Genomic DNA, 16,617 nt, shown 5'->3' on the forward strand with positions numbered 1-16,617 from the left:
GCCGTCCCGACGGGATCGGGCGGATCCGGCAGCGGGCGGGGCGCGCCGGGTCGCTTCCGGGCTCCCGCCGCGATCCCGCGCCCTAGCGCGGCAGCTCCGCCAGCCGCGCCACCAGCGCGGGCGCGTGCAGGGCCGCCATCCGCTCCTTCGGGGTGAGCCAGGACGCCGCCTCGCCGACGCTCACGGCCTCGCCGAGCTTCGCCTCGGCCAGCACCCGCTCGGCCTCGATCGCGCCGCGGCGCCGCGATGCCGGGGGCGGCAGCATGGCGAGGTGGGCCTCCCGCAGGGCCGGCTCGGCGTGGAGTGCCCAGAGCGCGTCGGCCTCGTCGAAGCCGCGGGCGGCGTTCTCGGCCTCGATCGCCCGGGCCCGCACGGCGATCGGCGGCGGCGCGCGCTCCTCGGGCGTCATCAGCAGGCCGCGCCGCTTGAGGGCGAGGCCCCAGGCCAGCTGGCCGCTCGCCCAGGAGAGCGGGATCGCCAGCACGAGGCCGAGGATCGTCGGCGACATCCACAGGAACAGCGAGGTCGCGATCGCGAAGGCGGCCGCCCCCGAGACGAGGCCCAGCAGCGTGTGCCAGCGGTGGCGCCGGACGATGTCGCGCAGCGGGATCGAGCCATCGTCGCGGCGCTGCGGGTTCCAGCCGGTGTCGCGCCCGAGCAGGATCTGCAGCACCGAGCCCGACTGGATCAGCATCGCGATCGGCGCGATCAGGGCCGAGAGCAGGGTCTCGATCAGCGCCGACAGAATGAGGCGCGGCGCCCCCCCGCAGGCCCGCCGCACCGTCGCGTCGAGGAGCGCCAGGATCAGGCCGAACAGCTTCGGCGCCAGCAGGATGCCCATGGTCAGCCCGAAGAGCTGGAGCGCGCGCACCGGGTCGAAGCGCGGCCAGACCGGGTAGAGCCGGAACTCGCTCGGGAAATATTCCGGGCGGATATAGGCGGTCTGCAGGGCGAGCGCGATGCCGACCACGAGCTGCGCCGCCCAGAGCGGCGAGGCGACGTAGCCCGCGATGCCGGTCGCGAAGTGCTGGCGGGAGGCGAGCTTCAGCCCCGCCGCCGCGATGATGCGGGAATGCTGCAGGTTCCCCTGCGCCCAGCGCCGGTCGCGGACGGCGATGTCGATCAGCGAGGGCGGGCTCTCCTCGTAGGAGCCGGCGAGGTCGGGGAGCATGGACACGCTCCAGCCGCCGCGCCGGATCAGCGCCGCCTCGACGAAGTCGTGGCTGAGCACGTGGCCGCCGAAGGGCGGCCGGCCCGGCAGGTCCGGCAGCCCGCACTGCTCCGCGAAGGCCCGGGTGCGGATGATGGCGTTGTGGCCCCAGTAATTGCCGTCCCGCCCCGACCACAGGGCGAGGCCCGTGGCGATGACCGGCCCGTAGATCCGGGCCGCGAATTGCTGCACGCGGGCGAACAGGGTGTTGCGGTTGATGATGAGCGGCAGCGACTGGACGATGCCGGCATCCGGATCCGCCTCCATGGCGGCGGCGAGCCGCACCACGCATTCGCCGCTCATCAGGCTGTCGGCGTCGAGCACCAGCATGTGGTCGTAGTGCCCGCCCCAGCGGGTGACGAAGTCGGCGATGTTGCCGGCCTTGCGGTGGTGGTTCTTCGGCCGGTGGCGGTAGTACAGGCGCGCCCCGGCCCCGAGCCGCTCGCGCAGGGCGAGGAAGGCCCGCTCCTCGGCGATCCAGGCATCGGCCTGGGTCGAATCCGACAGGATCCAGTAGTCGAAGCGCGCGCCCTCGCCGGTGGCCTCGATCGACTCGCGCATCGCCTCGATCGCCGCGAAGGTGCGGGCGGTGGCCTCGTTGTAGACCGGCATCACGACGGCGGTGCGGCGCGTCAGGGGCCCGCGCGGCGCGGCCGCGGGGCGGCGGCGCAGCAGCGCCCCGAAGCCGAGCAGCGCCGAGGTGAAGGCGAGGGCGATCCAGGAGAAGTTGAGCGTGAACAGCAGCAGCAGGAGCAGCTGCAGGACGGTGGCGCTGCCCGCCACCGTCACGACCTCGTACATCTCGTAGGCGCCGTAGGCGGTGAGCAGGGCCGCCGCCCCGAACACGAACAGCCGCGCGGCCCTCGGGCTCGGATGCGCCGCGCCGCGATGGGCCGCGAGGGGGGACCAGCGGCGCAGGTCCTGCACCGGCATGGCGAGGGGCGCCTCGGGCGGCACCGCCGGTGCGCCGGAGGCGCGCGGCATCACGGGGTCCAACGAAACAGCCATGTCTCACTGACGGGTTGGTCGCCGTTCTTGACGACGAGGCGCATCTCGCAGGCGGTCTCGCCGCCCGGGTCCAGTTCGAAGACGGCGCGCACCGTCTTGCGCTCGGGATAGAGGTAGAGGAGGGGGCGGAATTGCGGGTCGCGCTTCACCGGCGGCGCGTCGGGCTTGGGCTGCACGATCGTCCCCGGCGAGGCCGTGACCGCGAGCTTCAGGGATTCGGGCCTCACCTCCGGGGCGAAGAGCGCGTCGCCCGCGAAGTCGACGAGGAAGAGGCGGCGCTTGCCCGAACTGCCCTTGCCGATCCGCGTGCCGGTGCAGCGCGCCAGGGGCGGCGCCCCCGGCACGTCCCAGCACCAGTATTGCCGGAAGGTGAAAGCGGTCTCCCTGGCGATCGGCTCCTTGGGCCGCCAATAGGCCAGGATGTTCTCGTTGACCTCGGACTCGCTCGGGATCTCGATGAGCTGGACCGCGCCCGGGCCCCAGCCGCGCTGCTCCTGGCCGGGCTGCCAGGTGCCGAAGGGCTCGATCCACAGGCTCGGGCGGCGCTCCCAGTGCTGCACGTCGTCCTGGTAATCCGCGTAGTCGCGGTGGCGCTGCACGAGGCCGAAGCCCTTCGGGTCCTGGTCGAGGAAGGAGGAGATCTGCAGCGTCTCGGGGTTCTGCACGGGCCGCCAGAGCGCCTCGCCCCCGCCGTTGCGGATCTGCAGGCCGCCGATCTCGTGGGCGGCGGGGCGGGCGTCGTCGGTGTTGCGGTGGTCGGCCGGGCCGAACAGGTAGGCGCCCGTCATGCCGCCGAGCCCGACATGGTCGAGGCTGGTGCGCGGGCACAGGGTCGCCTCGATGTCCACGATGGTGGCGTCGCCCGGGCGCAGCGTCATGCGCAGGGCCGCGGCGGCGGAGTCGGAATCGATCAGCGCGTGCATCACGATCTGGGTGCTGGCCGGGCCCGGCCGCTCCAGCCAGAAGGCCCGGAAGAGCGGGAATTCCTCGCCCCGCGCCTCGGCCGGGCGCAGGGTGAGGGCGCGCGCGGTGATGCCGTAGCTCTGGCCCGCGGCGAGGGCCCGGAAGAACGAGGCGCCCTGGAAGATCGCGCAATCGGCGGGCGGCCCGCCCCCGAAGCTCCCGTAGAGGCGGAAGCCCGAGAAGCCGAGGTCGCGGCCGGCCTCGGGCGGGGCGGTCTTGCGGAACTCGAACAGGTCGCGGTCGTAGGGGATGCGCCGGACGATCCCGTCCTCGACCGTGTGCAGGCTGACCGGGTTCGTGAACAGGTAGCCCCGGTGCAGGGGCTCGACCACGAAGCCGCGGCCCTCCCCGCGCCAGATCAGGAGTTCGGGCTTCGGCCGGATCGCGATGTACTGCTCGTAGGTGAGCTTGCCGAAGGCGTCCGGCAGGGCGGAGGGCGGGGCCGCGTAGGGCTTGGCCGCCAGCGCCCGGGCCAGGGCCACCACCGCGGCCGGGTCGAAGCGCTCGCCGTCCCCGAGCGCCGGCGGCGCGGGCGGATCCTCCGCGCGGGCGCCCGTCGGCGCGAGGGCGCCGCCCGCCGCGAAGGCACCGGCGAGCGCCAGCACGGCGCGGCGGTCGAGGCCGGCCGCCGCGTCGCGGGCGGGGGCCTGGATCTCTCGCGCGTGGGTCGGCCGGGGCGAGGCGGGGCGTCGTCGCGTCATGCATCCGTTCCGGGGGTGGGCTCCCGCGCCGTTTACCACGACGGAGGCTGAACTGGACGTTAAGATTGTGCCGGGGCCGCTCCCGCCGGGCCCGGGCCTCGGCTTTGCCCGGGCGCGGGATCCGGCTAGATCGGGCGGAGCGCCACTCGACGATGAGCCCGATGACCTCGACCCCGACACCCGCGGGCGCCCGCTCGCTCCTCTGCGTCGTCCTCGCGGCCGGGAAGGGCACGCGCATGCGCTCCGACCTGCCGAAGGTGCTGCACCCGCTGGCCGGCCGGCCGATGCTCGCCCACGTGCTCGCCGCGGTGCGCGAGGCGGGGGCGACCGGCCTCGCGGTGGTGGCCGAGCCCGGCCGGGCGGACGTGGCGGCGGCGGTGGCGGCGGCGGCGCCGGGCGCGGAAGTCTTCCCTCAGGCCGAGCGCCTCGGCACCGCGCACGCGGTGCTGGCGGCCCGGGCCGCCCTGGAGGCGGGCCACGATGACGTGCTGGTGGCCTTCGGCGACACGCCGCTGATCCGGCCCGAGACCTACGCGCGCCTGCGCGCGCCCCTCGCCGAGGGGGCCGCCCTCGCCGTGCTGGCCTTCGAGGCCGCCGACCCGACCGGCTACGGGCGGGTGCTCACCGAGGGCGACCGGGTGGTGGCGATCCGCGAGGAGAAGGATGCGAGCCCCGAGGAGCGCCGGGTCCGCCTGAGCAATGCCGGGCTGATGGCGCTGTCGGGGCGGCTCGCCCTCGACCTCCTCGACCGGATCGGCAACGCCAACGCGGCCGGCGAGTACTACCTGCCGGACGCGGTGGCCCTCGCCGTGCGGGCGGGCGGGCGGGTCGCGGTCGTGCCGGTCGAGGAGGCCGAGGCGCAGGGCGTCAACGATCGGGTCCAGCTCGCCGCCGCCGAGGCGACCCTGCAGCAGCGGCTGCGGCGGGCCGCGATGCTGGGCGGCGCGACCCTGATCGCCCCCGAGACCGTCTTCCTCAGCCACGACACGCGGCTCGGCCGCGACGTGGTGGTGGAGCCGCACGTGGTGTTCGGGCCGGGCGTGAGCGTGGGCGACGGCTGCGTCATCCACGCCTTCTCGCACCTGGAGCAGGCGGTGTTGGAGCCGGGGGTGGTCATCGGCCCCTACGCCCGCCTGCGGCCCGGCGCCGTGCTGGCGACGGGGGCGCGCATCGGCAACTTCGTCGAGGTCAAGAACGCCGCGATCGGCGCGGGCGCCAAGGTCAACCACCTCTCCTACGTGGGCGATGCCGAGGTGGGGCCGCGGGCGAATCTCGGGGCCGGCACCATCACGTGCAACTACGACGGCCTGCGCAAGCACCGCACCGTGATCGGCGCGGGGGCCTTCGTCGGCTCGAACTCGGCGCTGGTGGCGCCGGTGGCGATCGGGGAGGGGGCCTATGTCGGGTCGGGCTCGGTGATCACCGACGACGTCCCGCCCGAGGCGCTGGCCCTCGGCCGCGGCCGGCAGGTGGTGAAGCCCGGCTGGGCCAAGGCCAAGGACAAGGACAGGGGCTGAGACGGCCGGGCCCGGGAGGGCCGCGGCCCGTCCGGGCCGGCCCACCGGGTCGGCGCGCCCGGTGGCGGAACCTGCCCGATGCCTGTACTCTCCTCGTCGCGGCAGGGAGGGGAGAAGGGCCATGATCGGACGCCCTGACACCGGCAGAGTCCCCGACTTCTCCGGGTATCCGGATCTCGTCGTCATGTATCTCGGGATGCATGTCCGCGCACTCTTCGGATTGAAGACTCTGCTCGGCCTCGGCCCGGCGATCGAGAAGGCCGGACTCGGCCGACCGGACGGATTGCTGCACTACGAGAACAACATCATCTACGGATTCTTTCCGCTTCATGTCGGCATGCGCTGGTACTGGCGCGACATGGAAAGCCTGGAGCGCTTCGCCAAATCGGAGCCGCACCGGACCTGGTGGATGAACTTCCTCAAGGATAGCGGCGGCACCGCGATCTGGCACGAGACCTATCACATGCGCGGGGGCATGGAGGCGATCTACAGCGACCCGCGGGCGACGGGCTTCTCGGCCTTCCTGCCGCTGCAGCAGGCCCGCGGCTCGCTGCGGAGCCGGCACCAGGCCTATGGGCAGGCGGATCTCGGTCACCTTCCCGCCGAGAACCCGCCGGACGTCCAGCCGGCCACGTAGGCCGGGCGAGGATGGGACCGTGGCGGCGGGTCGGCCCGGAGCATCGGCCGCGGGCCGCGCCCGGGCGCGCGGGGCGGGGCGCGGGGCGGGAAACGTCGGCCTGACGCCGGGGGAGGGCCGCGCCGGGGCGCCCGCCGGGACGAGGCGGCGCTGAGGGCGCTCTCCGGCCTCACCGCATCGAAACTTCTCGGCGTCATCCTGCATATCTGGCAGGGCGCGGCGACCTCCGTGCCGGAGACCGGGAACCCGATGGCGCGGCTCAGCGCGGTCGCGCGCCATCGCGCCATCGACGTCGTCCGCCGCAGGACGGAGGCCCCATGCCGGAGGGTGAGGACGGAGAGGATTGGCAGGCCCGCATCGCCGCTCCGCGCGACGGCGAGGCGGAGATCCTCGACCGCGAGGCCCTCCTGCACGGCCTGCGCATCCTGGAGCCGGCGCGGCGCGACCGCATCCTGCGCGCCTGTTGCGAGCGCCTGTCGCGGGAGGAGCCCGACGCCCGCCACGCGCGGCCGGTCACCACCGCGAGGACGCGGCTGCATCGCGGGCGCGCCTCCCTGCGCGGCGGCCTGGAGCGGGCCGGATGAGCGACGATCCCGACCTGCGCGCCGCCGAATACGTGCTGGGCACCCTCGACGCCGCGCAGCGCGCCGCCTTCGAGCGCGACCGCGATTCCGACCCGAAGCTCGCCGCGGCCCAGGCCTTCTGGGAGGCGCGGCTCGGGCCCCTGGCCGGGGCGGTGCCGCCCGTGGTGCCGAGCGCCGGCCTGTGGGCGGCGATCCGCGACGCCCTGCCGGAGCGCCGGCCCGCCGCCGCGCCCGCGACCGACCCGATGCCGGCCCTGCGGCGCTGGCGCCGGATCGCGCTCGCGGCGGGCGCGCTCGCGGCGGGCCTCGCCCTGGTCATCGCCCTCGACGGCCTGCATCCGGACCCGCCCGAGGCCCGCTACCTGGCGGTGATCGACCGCGGCGGCGACCTGCCGGCCCTCGTCGTCGGCCTCGACGCGCGGACCGGGATCGTGCAGGTGCGCGCCCTCGCCGCCGAGGCGCCGCGCGAGCGCAGCCTCGAACTCTGGTTCGTCGCGCAGGGAGCCTCGCCCCGCTCCCTCGGCCTCGTCGCCGACGCGCCGCGCACCCGGCTCGTCCTGCCCGCCGCCGACCGGGCCGCCCTCGACGGCGCGACGCTCGCCGTCACGGTCGAGCCGCCCGGCGGCTCGCCCTCCGGCAACCCGACCGGGCCGGTCGTCTACAGCGGGCGGTTCGTGCGCGAGTGAGGCGCCCGCCCGGATGGGCTGGCGGGCGGGCGGCCGCTGCGGCTAGACTGGCCCGCCTGAGGGCCCGCGCGCGGGCGGTCCGGCGCTTGCGGCGGGCGGGTGCACAGGCGGCCGGCCGTCCCGGATCGGGGCGCCGCCGACCAGGAACGAGGCGATCAGCATGTGCGGCATCGTGGGTATCGTGGGCCGTGAGGCCGTGGCGGGACAGGTGATCGACGCCCTGCGGCGGCTCGAGTACCGCGGCTACGACTCGGCAGGAATCGCGACTCTCGAGCAGGGCCGCCTGGAGCGCCGCCGCGCCGAGGGCAAGCTCACCAACCTGCAGCTCAAGCTCCTCCAGAACCCCCTCTCGGGCGCGATCGGCATCGGCCATACCCGCTGGGCCACCCACGGCCGGCCCAACGAGACCAACGCCCACCCGCACGCCACCGACCGCCTCGCGGTCGTCCACAACGGCATCATCGAGAATTTCCGCGAGCTGAAGGCCGAGTTGCAGGCGAAGGGCTGCGTCTTCGAGACCGAGACCGACACCGAGGTCGTCGCCCAGGCCGTCACCCAGGCCATGCGCGAGGGCCTCTCCCCCGTCGCCGCCGTGGCGGCCGTGCTGCCGCGCCTGCGCGGCGCCTTCGCGCTCGCCTTCCTGTTCGCCGGCGAGGAGGATTTCCTGATCGGCGCCCGCCACGGCGCGCCGCTCGCCATCGGCTTCGGCGAGGGCGAGACTTATCTGGGCTCCGACGCCCTGGCGCTCGCCCCCTTCACCGACGAGATCACGTATCTCGACGAGGGCGACTGGGCCATCCTGACCCGGGAGGGCGCCGAGATCCGCGACCGGCAGGGCGCGGTGGTCGCCCGGCCCCGGCAGAGGATCGCGACGCAGGCCTTCCTGGTCGACAAGGGCAATCACCGCCACTTCATGGCCAAGGAGATCTACGAGCAGCCGGAGGTGGTGGGCCGCACGCTCGCCCACTACGTCGACCTCGCCGCCGGCCGCATCAGCCTGCCCGAGGCGCTGCCCTTCGACTTCGCCTCGCTCACCCGCCTGTCGATCACCGCCTGCGGCACCGCCTACTATGCCGGGCTGGTGGCCAAGTACTGGTTCGAGCAGCTGGCGCGGCTGCCGGTCGAGATCGACGTCGCCTCCGAGACCCGCTACCGCGAGCCGCCGCTGGAGACGGGCGGGCTGACCCTCGTGATCTCGCAATCGGGCGAGACCGCCGACACGCTGGCCTCCCTGCGCTACGCCAAGGCCCAGGGCCAGCACGTGCTGGCGGTGGTGAACGTGCCGACCTCGACCATCGCCCGGGAGGCCTCGGCGGTGGTGCCGACGCTGGCCGGACCGGAGATCGGGGTGGCCTCGACCAAGGCCTTCTCCTGCCAGCTCACCGTCCTCCTCTGCCTCGCCATCGCGGCCGGGCGGGCGCGCGGCACGCTCGATCCGGCGCAGGAGCGGCGCCTGATCGACGCGCTGATCACGGTGCCGGGCCTGATGGCCGAGGCGCTCAAGCGCGAGGAGGAGATCGAGGTGCTGGCGCGCGAGATCGCGAAGGCGCGCGACGTGCTCTATCTCGGCCGCGGCACCGCCTACCCGATGGCGCTGGAGGGCGCGCTGAAGCTGAAGGAGATCTCCTACATCCACGCGGAGGGCTACGCGGCGGGCGAGCTGAAGCACGGCCCGATCGCGCTCATCGACGACGCGGTGCCGGTGATCGTGATCGCGCCGCACGACGCCACCTTCGAGAAGACGGTGTCGAACATGCAGGAGGTGGCGGCGCGCGGGGGCCGGATCGTGCTGATCGGGGACGCGACGGGGGCGGACGCGGCGGGGCTGGAGACGCTCGCGACGCTGCGGATGCCGGCGCTGGATGCCGTGGTGGCGCCGATCGTCTACGCGGTGCCGATCCAGCTCCTCGCCTACCACACGGCCGTGGTGCTGGGCAAAGACGTCGACCAGCCCCGCAACCTCGCCAAGTCCGTCACCGTCGAGTGATCCGCTGGGGGGACGCGTCCGCGCGCCGGGGCTCCCGCCGCCGCGGGTTCAGGCCTCGGCGCGGTGCTCCTCCCGCGCCGCCTCCCAGACCTCCCGGGCCGCGTCCGCGTTCATGGCGGCGATGCCGAGCCCGACCAGCAGGTCCGGCCAGGCGGAGGGCCACAGGAAGGCCGTCACGAGGCCCGCCAGCACGATCGCCACGTTGGCGACCGCGTCGTTGCGGGCCGACAGGAAGGCCGCGCGGGTCAGGCTGCCGCTGTGGCCGCGATAGGCGGCCAGCATCAGCGCGCAGGCGAGGTTGACCGCGAGCGCGCCGAGCCCGGTGAGCGAGAGCGCCACCGCCTCCGGCGGCACCGGCGCGGCGAACTTCTCGTAGGCCGTCCACAGGGTGGCGAGGCCGGGCACGAGCAGGATCAGCGCCATCGCCATCCCGACCCGGGCGCGCAGGCGCGCGCGCCAGCCCAAAGCCACCAGGATCAGCAGGTTGACCGCGGCGTCCTCCAGGAAGTCGACGCTGTCGGCGAAGAGCGACACCGACCCGATGGCGAGCGCCACAGCGAACTCGACCCCGAAATAGCCGAGGTTGAGGGCCGCCACGATCGCCACCACGCGGCGCAGACCGCCCGGATCCTGGCCGGCGCCCGTCATCGGCCGGTCTTCCCGTCGTGCGACACCGGCATGGCTCCCGCGGTCCCCCGGCCGGGGCGTAGCGGGCCGGCGCGCGCCCGGCAAGCCGTCCGCCCGGGCGGCCGCGCGCGTGCCTGCGCCTTCGAGTTGTGTTAGTTGACCATTGCAATTGCGAGCCGTGACGTTCCGCGGGACAGCCGGAGACCGGACCATGCGGCGGGGGTTGATCGCACTCGGCGTGATCGGCGTGCCGCTCGCGGCCGCGGCGGAGGAGGGCGCCCGGCCGCGGCGGCTGCAGGTGCGCGAGGGCGCGCTCCTCTGCGTCTCCCCCTTCAGCTTCGCGGTCGCCGCCAAGGCGGCGCAGGATCCGGGCTGGCTGGCCGAGAACGGCTGCCTCGTCGCCAAGCCCGGCCTCGCCGTGCTGCGCCTGGGCGCGGTGAGGCCGGTCGCGGGCGGCCCGGCCTGGAACGTGCGGGTGACGGCGGGCGGGCCGGCGGGCCTCGTGGTCTGGGGCCGTCCGCAGGATTTTCGCCTGGAGAGCGGCGAGCCGGTCCCCCAGGATTACTGAGGCGGCCGGCGGGCGCGCCGGCGCGCAGACGGCGCGCGTGGGCGACATCAACGGCCGGTCGCGGCGGGTGCCGGTCCTGTGCAAGATCGCCCCCGCGGTGCCCGACATGCACATGGAGGACGTGCACATCGAGGATGTGCACCGGGCGCGCGGCATCATGGGCATCCTGGGCGACCTCGACCGGGCCGGCCTCATCGACGCGACGGCCGGATCGGTCCATGCGGGGAGCCTCGCCGCCGCCCTCGCGCGCTGGGACGTGCGCCGCACCGACGGCCCGGCGGTCCACGCCGTCTACCGGGCCGCGCGGCGGGTCTGATCCCGGCGGTCATGGCTCACGACCGCCGGGTCCGTTCTCGACGTGTCGTCGAGCCATCGGCTCGAGCCTCTTCCGACGATGTGGATGCCGGTTCGTCGCAGACAATGCGGCACAATCGCGAACCGAGAGCAGCGTTCGACGGCAACGTGATCGGGCGCTGCTCGCGTGTCGACGCTCCGAGAGGGACGGCGGCCCGATGCATCGGCATCCCGGGCAATCGGCACGATCCCGCCGAGCCGGGATCCGCCGGGCAGCCCGGCCCGTCGCCGGAGCCGCTCGCCGCATTCCCCAAGGGAATTTCGTCTTATCGCCGGATTGCGGCCGCCCCGCCCCGGACGGATCCGTCAAACCGGAACACACCTTCCGACATGATGTCGCGACTGCCTGTATTGTGAAAACAACCAGCATCGCCTCACGCCGATCCGCATCGGATCCACGACAGGATCACGATTTCGGAATCGACGGGAATTAGCGGAATCTTCACAGGTGGCTGCAATAATCTCTCTGCACGGCGATCGAAATCCGCAGCATCGGGGCGGTGCAGGATTTTATTCGCGTCATGCCGAGCATATGGTGAGGAGTGTCTTGGAATGTGGACACACGCCCGGAGGCCCAGCCGGAACCGGATGGAGAGTGCGGCCCTCGCGGCGCTGCGGACCAACGTCATGATCGCCGACGCGGACATGCGGATCACCTACATGAACCCGGCGCTGCGGGATTTCATGCGGGCCGCCGAGGCCGACATCAAGGCCGAACTGCCGCGCTTCGATGCGGCGGCGCTGATCGGCAGCACGATCGACATCTTCCACAAGGATCCGTCGCATCAGCGGCGCATGCTCGCCGCCCTGGAGGAACCGCACGCGGCCACGATCCGGGTCGGCACGCGCGTCTTCGACCTGCTGGTCTCGCCGGTGCGCCGGGAGGGCCGGCGCCTGGGCTACGTCGTGGAGTGGAGCGACGCGCGGGAGCGCCTGCTCAACCTGGACTATTCGAGCCAGATCGCCGCGATCGGCCGCTCGCAGGCGGTGGCGGAGTTCAGGCCGGACGGCACCCTCGTCACGGCCAACACCAATTTCCTCACCCTGATGGGCTACGGGCTGGAGGAGATCCGGGGCAAGCACCACCGCATCTTCGTCGAGCCGGAGGTGGCCGCGGGGCCGGACTACGCCGCGTTCTGGGAGCGGCTGCGGCGCGGCGAGTACCAGGCCTCGCAGTTCAAGCGCCTCGCCCGGAACGGCCAGCCTGTCTGGATCGAGGGCTCCTACAACCCGATCCTCGACCGGCACGGGGCGGTCTCGAAGATCGTCAAGTTCGCGAGCGACGTCACGGCGGAGGTGACGCGGCTCACCGAGCTGAAGCGCCTGATGGACCGCAACTTCGTCGAGGTGGACCGCGCCGTCGGGCAGTCGAACGCGCAGGCGGACCAAGCCCGGCAGGCGGCCGGCAAGACCTCCGGCAGCGTCCAATCCGTGGCCGCCGCCGCCGACGAGCTGGCGCAGTCGATCCAGGAGATCGCCGCCAGCATGAGCCGGGCCCGCGGCGCCAGCGACGCGGCCCACCACCAGACCGAGCAGGCCGGCGAGCTGACCCAGACGCTCACCGCGACGGCGGCGGCGATGAACGGCATCGTCGGCATGATCCAGAGCATCGCCAGCCAGATCAACCTGCTGGCGCTCAACGCGACGATCGAGTCCGCCCGCGCCGGCGAGGCCGGCCGCGGCTTCGCGGTCGTGGCCCAGGAGGTGAAGAACCTCGCCCACCAAGCCTCCCGCGCCACCGATCAGATCGCCGGCGAGATCGGCAACATCCAGTCGGTGTCCAAGCAGGTGGTCGACGCGCTCCAGGAGATCCAGGGCTCGGTCGGCACCATGCGCGACCACGTCGTGCGCACGGCCGCGGCCGTGGAGGAGCAGAGCGCGGTGACCCGGGACATGTCCGCCAGCATGCAGGACGCGGCAGGCGCGGTGAGCGCCTTCGCGCAGAACATCGTGGCGATCTCGCAGGCGGTGGAGAGCGTCTCGCAGGCGGTGGAGACCACCAAGGACGCCGCCCGCGTGCTGGCGCGCTGAGGCGCCGGCGCGGCCCGCGCGGACGGCGGTGCGCCGCTACAGCACCGGGACGCCGCGCTGCTTGGCGTGGTCGCCCGGCTCGACGTGGATCGACACCACGGCGCCGGGCAGCGCGGCCTCGATCGCCTCCTCCAGGCGGTCGCAGATCGCGTGCGACTCCGCCACCGTCATCTCGCCCGGCACGACGAGGTGGAAATCGATGAAGGTCGCCTGGCCGGCGTGGCGCGTGCGCACGTCGTGCGCCTCGAGGGCGCCCGCCCCGTGCTCGGAGATCAGGCCGCGGATCTGCTCCAGCATCTCGGGGGCGGCCGCCTGGTCCATCAGGCCGTTGACCGAGTCCCGCACCATCCCCCAGCCCGACCACAGGATGTTGAGCGCGACCAGCGCGGCGATGGCCGGGTCGAGGAGGAGCCAGCCGGTCGCGGTGGTGAGGCCGACGCCCGCGAGCACGCCGACCGAGGTCACGACGTCGGACATCACGTGGCGGCCGTCCGCGACCAGGGCCGGCGAGCGCCACGCCCGGCCGCGGCGCAGCAGCATCCAGGCCCAGGCGGCGTTGACGACGGTCGCCGCGCCGTTCACGGCCAGTCCGAGCAGGGGCAGGTCGATCGCCTTCGGGGCGAGATAGGCCTCGTAGGCGTCCTTCAGGATCATGATCGCCGCGACCACGATCAGCGCCCCCTCGATCACCGCCGAGAAGTACTCGGCCTTGTGGTGGCCGTAGGGGTGTTCCTGGTCGGCCGGCTGGGCGGCCACGCGCAGGGCGACGAAGGCGGTGGCGGCCGCCACGACGTTGACGATGCTCTCGAGCGCGTCCGAGTAGAGCGCGAGGCTGCCCGTGAGCCACCACGCGCCGAACTTCAGGGCGAGCACGACGATCCCGAGCCCCGTGCTCACCAGGGCCGCGGCCTGCGCGCGTTCCATCTCACGAATTCCATCGGCGACGCCCCGGCCGGGCGGGGCGCCGGCCTCATAAGCGGCGCTCCCCCGGGAAGGCCACGGCACATGTCTTAGCCGGGGCTAAGCCCCCGCCGGAAGCGGGGCGGGATGATCGCCGCCGCGCCGGTGGCGCCGGCGGCGACGAGGCTCAGGAGACGGCCGGGGCGCCCCGGCGCGCCTCCTCCCGCACGCGGCTCACCTGCGCGCGCGCCCGCGCGGCGGCCGCCTTGCGGGCGTAGTGGCGGCGCAGGAAGCCGAAATGGGCCGAGGTGGCGAGCGCCTCCAGGCGCTCGGCCTCGCATTCCCACCAGGTCACCAGCTCCGCATCGAGCGTCGGATGGTTCGACATCGCCAGGATCCCTCCTTCGCGGCTGCCTCTAGATGGCGCGGGCGCGCCGGCCGCGCCACCGGGCATTGATCCGCAGGGCCGATCCGTGCTGTTGGCCCCCATGCGCGTGGATCTGTTCGATTTCGACCTGCCGGAGGCGCTGATCGCGCTGCGCCCGGTCGAGCCCCGGGACGCGGCCCGCCTGCTGCGCGTCGCGCCGGGCCACCCCCTGGCCGAGGCCCGGGTGCGCGACCTGCCCGCCCTGCTGCGGCCGGGCGACTGCCTCGTCTTCAACGACACCAGGGTGATCCCGGCCCGCCTGCGCGGCCTGCGCGCCCGTCCGGACGGGTCGAGCGTCCGCGTCGAGGCGATGCTGCACCGGCGCGAGGGGCCGGATTGCTGGCGCGCCTTCGCCCGGCCGGGCAAGCGCCTGCGCGAGGGCGACCGCATCCGCTTCGGCAGCGGCCGGGACGGGAGCGCCTGCGACCTCGGCCACCTCGACGCGACGGTGGCGGCGCGCGGGGAGGAGGGCGAGATCACCCTGGCCTTCGATCTCGCGGGCGCCTTCCTGGACGAGGCGGTGGCGCGGCTCGGGGAACTGCCCCTGCCGCCCTACATCGCCGGCCGGCGCCCGGCGGATGCCCGCGACGCCGCCGATTACCAGACCGTCTACGCCCGCGAGCCCGGGGCCGTGGCGGCGCCGACCGCGGGCCTGCACTTCACGCCCGACCTCCTGGCGCGGCTCGGCGCGGCCGGGATCGGCGAGGCCCGCCTCACGCTGCATGTCGGGGCCGGCACCTTCCTGCCCGTGAAGGCGCAGGACACCGAGGCCCACCGCATGCACGCCGAGACCGGCGAGATCACGCCCGGCACGGCGGCGCGGCTCAACCGGGCGCGCGCCGAGGGCGGGCGGATCGTGGCGGTCGGCACCACCTCGCTGCGCCTCCTCGAATCCGCCGCCGAGCCCGACGGTACGATCCGGCCCTTCGCGGGGGCGACCGACATCTTCATCACGCCGGGCTACCGCTTCCGGGCGGTGGACGTCCTGATGACGAATTTCCACCTGCCGCGCTCGACCCTGTTCATGCTGGTGAGCGCCTTCGCGGGGCTCGAGACGATGCGGGCGGCCTACGCGCACGCCGTCGCGCAGGGTTACCGCTTCTACTCCTACGGGGACGCGAGCCTCCTGTTCCGGGCCGAGGGCCGATGACCGACAGCTTCCGCTTCACCGTCGCGGCGACCGACGGCGCCGCCCGCACCGGCGAGATCCGCATGCCGCGCGGCGTCATCCGCACCCCGGCCTTCATGCCGGTGGGCACGGCCGGCACCGTCAAGGCGATGTATCCCGAGCAGGTGAAGGCGCTCGGCGCCGACGTCGTGCTCGGCAACACCTACCACCTGATGCTGCGCCCCGGCGCCGAGCGGGTGGCGCGGCTCGGCGGGCTCCACGCCTTCATGCAGTGGCCCTACCCGATCCTCACCGATTCCGGCGGCTTCCAGGTCATGTCCCTGTCGGGCCTGCGCAGGCTCGACGAGACCGGGGTGACGTTCCAGTCGCATCTCGACGGCAGCGCCCACGTGCTGACCCCCGAGCGCTCGATCGCGATCCAGGGCCTGCTCGGCTCCGACATCCAGATGCAGCTCGACGAGTGCGTGCGGCTCCCGGCCGAGCCGGCGGCGATCGAGCGCGCCATGCGCCTGTCGCTGCGCTGGGCCGAGCGCTGCCGCATCGCCTTCGGCGAGCAGCCGGGGCGGGCCCTGTTCGGCATCGTGCAGGGCGGGGACGTCCCGGCCCTGCGCGTCGAGAGCGCGCGGGCCCTGGTCGGCCTCGACCTCAAGGGCTACGCCATCGGGGGCCTGGCGGTGGGGGAGCCGCAGAGCACCATGCTGGCGATGATCGAGGCGGTGGAGCCCCACCTGCCGGCGGCCAAGCCCCGCTACCTGATGGGGGTGGGCACGCCCGACGACATCGTGGAGGCGGTGCGCCGCGGGATCGACATGTTCGACTGCGTGATGCCGACCCGCGCCGGCCGGCACGGCATGGTCTACACCCGGCACGGCCGCATGAACCTGCGCAACGCCCGCTTCGCCGAGGACGCCGCGCCCCTCGACCCGGATTCCGCCTGCCCGGCCGCCCACCTCTACAGCAAGGCCTATCTCCACCACCTCGTGCGGGCGGGCGAGATCCTCGGCATGATGCTGCTCACCTGGAACAACCTGTCCTACTACCAGGACCTGATGGCGGGCCTGCGCCGGGCCATCGCGGCAGGGCGGCTCGACGATTTCGTCGGCGAGACCCGCGAGGGCTGGGCGCGCGCCGAGCGCGACCGGGCGGGCGGCTGATCCGGGATCCGCTTGATCGAAGCGGATCCCGGATCACGCGCCTGCGCGGCGCCTGAGCGCGGCGCCTGAGCGAAGCCGACATCCGCATGGCCGAAAGGGGAGATGGCGAAGCCATCGACCGGATGTCGGATGAG

General features: G+C 73.9%; 14 protein-coding genes and 1 pseudogene. 10 read left to right on the plus strand and 5 right to left on the minus strand.

Annotated features, from left to right (window positions below):
• Nucleotides 1-82: 82 nt before the first annotated feature.
• Both mdoH and M446_RS26590 read right to left on the minus strand, forming a co-directional pair.
• A complete protein-coding gene (gene mdoH, locus M446_RS26585) occupies nucleotides 83-2,194 on the minus strand; it encodes a glucans biosynthesis glucosyltransferase MdoH (RefSeq protein ID WP_012335203.1) in 2,112 nt (703 codons plus the stop codon).
• Nucleotides 2,194-3,882, minus strand: a complete 1,689-nt coding sequence (locus M446_RS26590; RefSeq protein WP_012335204.1) for a glucan biosynthesis protein D — start codon at nucleotides 3,880-3,882, stop codon at nucleotides 2,194-2,196. The genes mdoH and M446_RS26590 overlap by 1 nt, the downstream gene beginning before the upstream one ends.
• 161 nt (nucleotides 3,883-4,043) lie before the next feature.
• Between M446_RS26590 and glmU the strand changes: the two genes are divergently transcribed.
• From glmU to glmS, 5 genes are all read left to right on the plus strand, one after another.
• On the plus strand, nucleotides 4,044-5,399 hold the full coding sequence (gene glmU / locus M446_RS26595) for a bifunctional UDP-N-acetylglucosamine diphosphorylase/glucosamine-1-phosphate N-acetyltransferase GlmU (RefSeq protein ID WP_012335205.1): 1,356 nt from the start codon (nucleotides 4,044-4,046) through the stop codon (nucleotides 5,397-5,399).
• A 121-nt stretch (nucleotides 5,400-5,520) separates the two neighbouring features.
• Entirely contained in the window at nucleotides 5,521-6,036 is a 516-nt protein-coding gene (locus tag M446_RS26600) for a DUF4188 domain-containing protein (RefSeq protein WP_012335206.1), read from the plus strand.
• 317 nt (nucleotides 6,037-6,353) lie between these two features.
• Complete coding sequence (locus tag M446_RS39175; RefSeq protein ID WP_012335207.1) at nucleotides 6,354-6,620, plus strand: hypothetical protein; 267 nt, start codon at nucleotides 6,354-6,356, stop codon at nucleotides 6,618-6,620.
• Nucleotides 6,617-7,306 (plus strand): anti-sigma factor domain-containing protein, encoded by a 690-nt coding sequence (locus tag M446_RS26610; RefSeq protein WP_012335208.1) that lies wholly within the window; start codon nucleotides 6,617-6,619, stop codon nucleotides 7,304-7,306. Before M446_RS39175 ends, M446_RS26610 begins: the two co-directional genes overlap by 4 nt.
• Nucleotides 7,307-7,466: 160 nt before the next feature.
• Nucleotides 7,467-9,293 carry a glutamine--fructose-6-phosphate transaminase (isomerizing) gene (glmS, locus tag M446_RS26615; protein WP_012335209.1) on the plus strand — a complete coding sequence of 609 codons (1,827 nt, stop codon included), beginning with the start codon at nucleotides 7,467-7,469 and terminating at the stop codon, nucleotides 9,291-9,293.
• Between the two features lie 48 nt (nucleotides 9,294-9,341).
• Here the strand turns inward: glmS and M446_RS26620 are convergent, their stop codons facing one another.
• The gene (locus M446_RS26620; RefSeq protein WP_012335210.1) at nucleotides 9,342-9,941 is read right to left on the minus strand and encodes a cation transporter; all 600 of its coding nucleotides are present in this window, start codon (nucleotides 9,939-9,941) and stop codon (nucleotides 9,342-9,344) included.
• Between the two features lie 190 nt (nucleotides 9,942-10,131).
• Between M446_RS26620 and M446_RS26625 the strand changes: the two genes are divergently transcribed.
• The 3 genes and pseudogenes from M446_RS26625 to M446_RS26635 all read left to right on the plus strand — a co-directional run bounded on the left by M446_RS26625 (nucleotide 10,132) and on the right by M446_RS26635 (nucleotide 12,873).
• Nucleotides 10,132-10,488 carry a hypothetical protein gene (locus M446_RS26625; protein WP_012335211.1) on the plus strand — a complete coding sequence of 119 codons (357 nt, stop codon included), beginning with the start codon at nucleotides 10,132-10,134 and terminating at the stop codon, nucleotides 10,486-10,488.
• A gap of 37 nt (nucleotides 10,489-10,525) precedes the next feature.
• Nucleotides 10,526-10,792: pseudogene (locus M446_RS39180) on the plus strand (dihydroxy-acid dehydratase); the annotation flags it as partial.
• Nucleotides 10,793-11,430: 638 nt separating this feature from the next.
• Nucleotides 11,431-12,873, plus strand: a complete 1,443-nt coding sequence (locus M446_RS26635) for a PAS domain-containing methyl-accepting chemotaxis protein (protein ID WP_150108734.1) — start codon at nucleotides 11,431-11,433, stop codon at nucleotides 12,871-12,873.
• Between the two features lie 36 nt (nucleotides 12,874-12,909).
• Here M446_RS26635 and M446_RS26640 read toward each other — a convergent pair whose 3' ends face one another.
• Together M446_RS26640 and M446_RS26645 are read right to left on the minus strand one after the other, a co-directional pair.
• Nucleotides 12,910-13,797, minus strand: a complete 888-nt coding sequence (locus M446_RS26640; protein WP_012335213.1) for a cation diffusion facilitator family transporter — start codon at nucleotides 13,795-13,797, stop codon at nucleotides 12,910-12,912.
• A gap of 163 nt (nucleotides 13,798-13,960) precedes the next feature.
• Entirely contained in the window at nucleotides 13,961-14,161 is a 201-nt protein-coding gene (locus M446_RS26645) for a hypothetical protein (RefSeq protein WP_012335214.1), read from the minus strand.
• A gap of 100 nt (nucleotides 14,162-14,261) precedes the next feature.
• Here M446_RS26645 and queA point away from each other — a divergent pair, with 100 nt between their 5' ends.
• Nucleotides 14,262-15,350, plus strand: coding sequence for a tRNA preQ1(34) S-adenosylmethionine ribosyltransferase-isomerase QueA (gene queA / locus M446_RS26650; protein WP_012335215.1), 1,089 nt, complete (start codon nucleotides 14,262-14,264; stop codon nucleotides 15,348-15,350).
• Nucleotides 15,347-16,483 carry a tRNA guanosine(34) transglycosylase Tgt gene (gene tgt / locus M446_RS26655; RefSeq protein WP_012335216.1) on the plus strand — a complete coding sequence of 379 codons (1,137 nt, stop codon included), beginning with the start codon at nucleotides 15,347-15,349 and terminating at the stop codon, nucleotides 16,481-16,483. Before queA ends, tgt begins: the two co-directional genes overlap by 4 nt.
• The last annotated feature ends 134 nt before the right edge of the window (nucleotides 16,484-16,617 follow it).

The organism is Methylobacterium sp. 4-46 (assembly GCF_000019365.1).
GTDB lineage: Bacteria > Pseudomonadota > Alphaproteobacteria > Rhizobiales > Beijerinckiaceae > Methylobacterium.

What these genes read in the sequence shown, in the direction of transcription:
- M446_RS26635 (WP_150108734.1), top strand. Translation starts at nt 11,431, where the DNA reads ATGGAGAGTGCGGCCCTCGCGGCGCTGCGGACCAACGTCATGATCGCC.
- M446_RS26600 (WP_012335206.1), top strand. Translation starts at nt 5,521, where the DNA reads ATGATCGGACGCCCTGACACCGGCAGAGTCCCCGACTTCTCCGGGTAT.
- queA (WP_012335215.1), top strand. Translation starts at nt 14,262, where the DNA reads ATGCGCGTGGATCTGTTCGATTTCGACCTGCCGGAGGCGCTGATCGCG.
- mdoH (WP_012335203.1), bottom strand. Translation starts at nt 2,194, where the DNA reads ATGCCGCGCGCCTCCGGCGCACCGGCGGTGCCGCCCGAGGCGCCCCTC.
- M446_RS26640 (WP_012335213.1), bottom strand. Translation starts at nt 13,797, where the DNA reads ATGGAACGCGCGCAGGCCGCGGCCCTGGTGAGCACGGGGCTCGGGATC.
- M446_RS26590 (WP_012335204.1), bottom strand. Translation starts at nt 3,882, where the DNA reads ATGACGCGACGACGCCCCGCCTCGCCCCGGCCGACCCACGCGCGAGAG.
- M446_RS26620 (WP_012335210.1), bottom strand. Translation starts at nt 9,941, where the DNA reads ATGACGGGCGCCGGCCAGGATCCGGGCGGTCTGCGCCGCGTGGTGGCG.
- glmS (WP_012335209.1), top strand. Translation starts at nt 7,467, where the DNA reads ATGTGCGGCATCGTGGGTATCGTGGGCCGTGAGGCCGTGGCGGGACAG.
- M446_RS26645 (WP_012335214.1), bottom strand. Translation starts at nt 14,161, where the DNA reads ATGTCGAACCATCCGACGCTCGATGCGGAGCTGGTGACCTGGTGGGAA.
- tgt (WP_012335216.1), top strand. Translation starts at nt 15,347, where the DNA reads ATGACCGACAGCTTCCGCTTCACCGTCGCGGCGACCGACGGCGCCGCC.
- M446_RS26610 (WP_012335208.1), top strand. Translation starts at nt 6,617, where the DNA reads ATGAGCGACGATCCCGACCTGCGCGCCGCCGAATACGTGCTGGGCACC.
- glmU (WP_012335205.1), top strand. Translation starts at nt 4,044, where the DNA reads ATGACCTCGACCCCGACACCCGCGGGCGCCCGCTCGCTCCTCTGCGTC.
- M446_RS39175 (WP_012335207.1), top strand. Translation starts at nt 6,354, where the DNA reads ATGCCGGAGGGTGAGGACGGAGAGGATTGGCAGGCCCGCATCGCCGCT.
- M446_RS26625 (WP_012335211.1), top strand. Translation starts at nt 10,132, where the DNA reads ATGCGGCGGGGGTTGATCGCACTCGGCGTGATCGGCGTGCCGCTCGCG.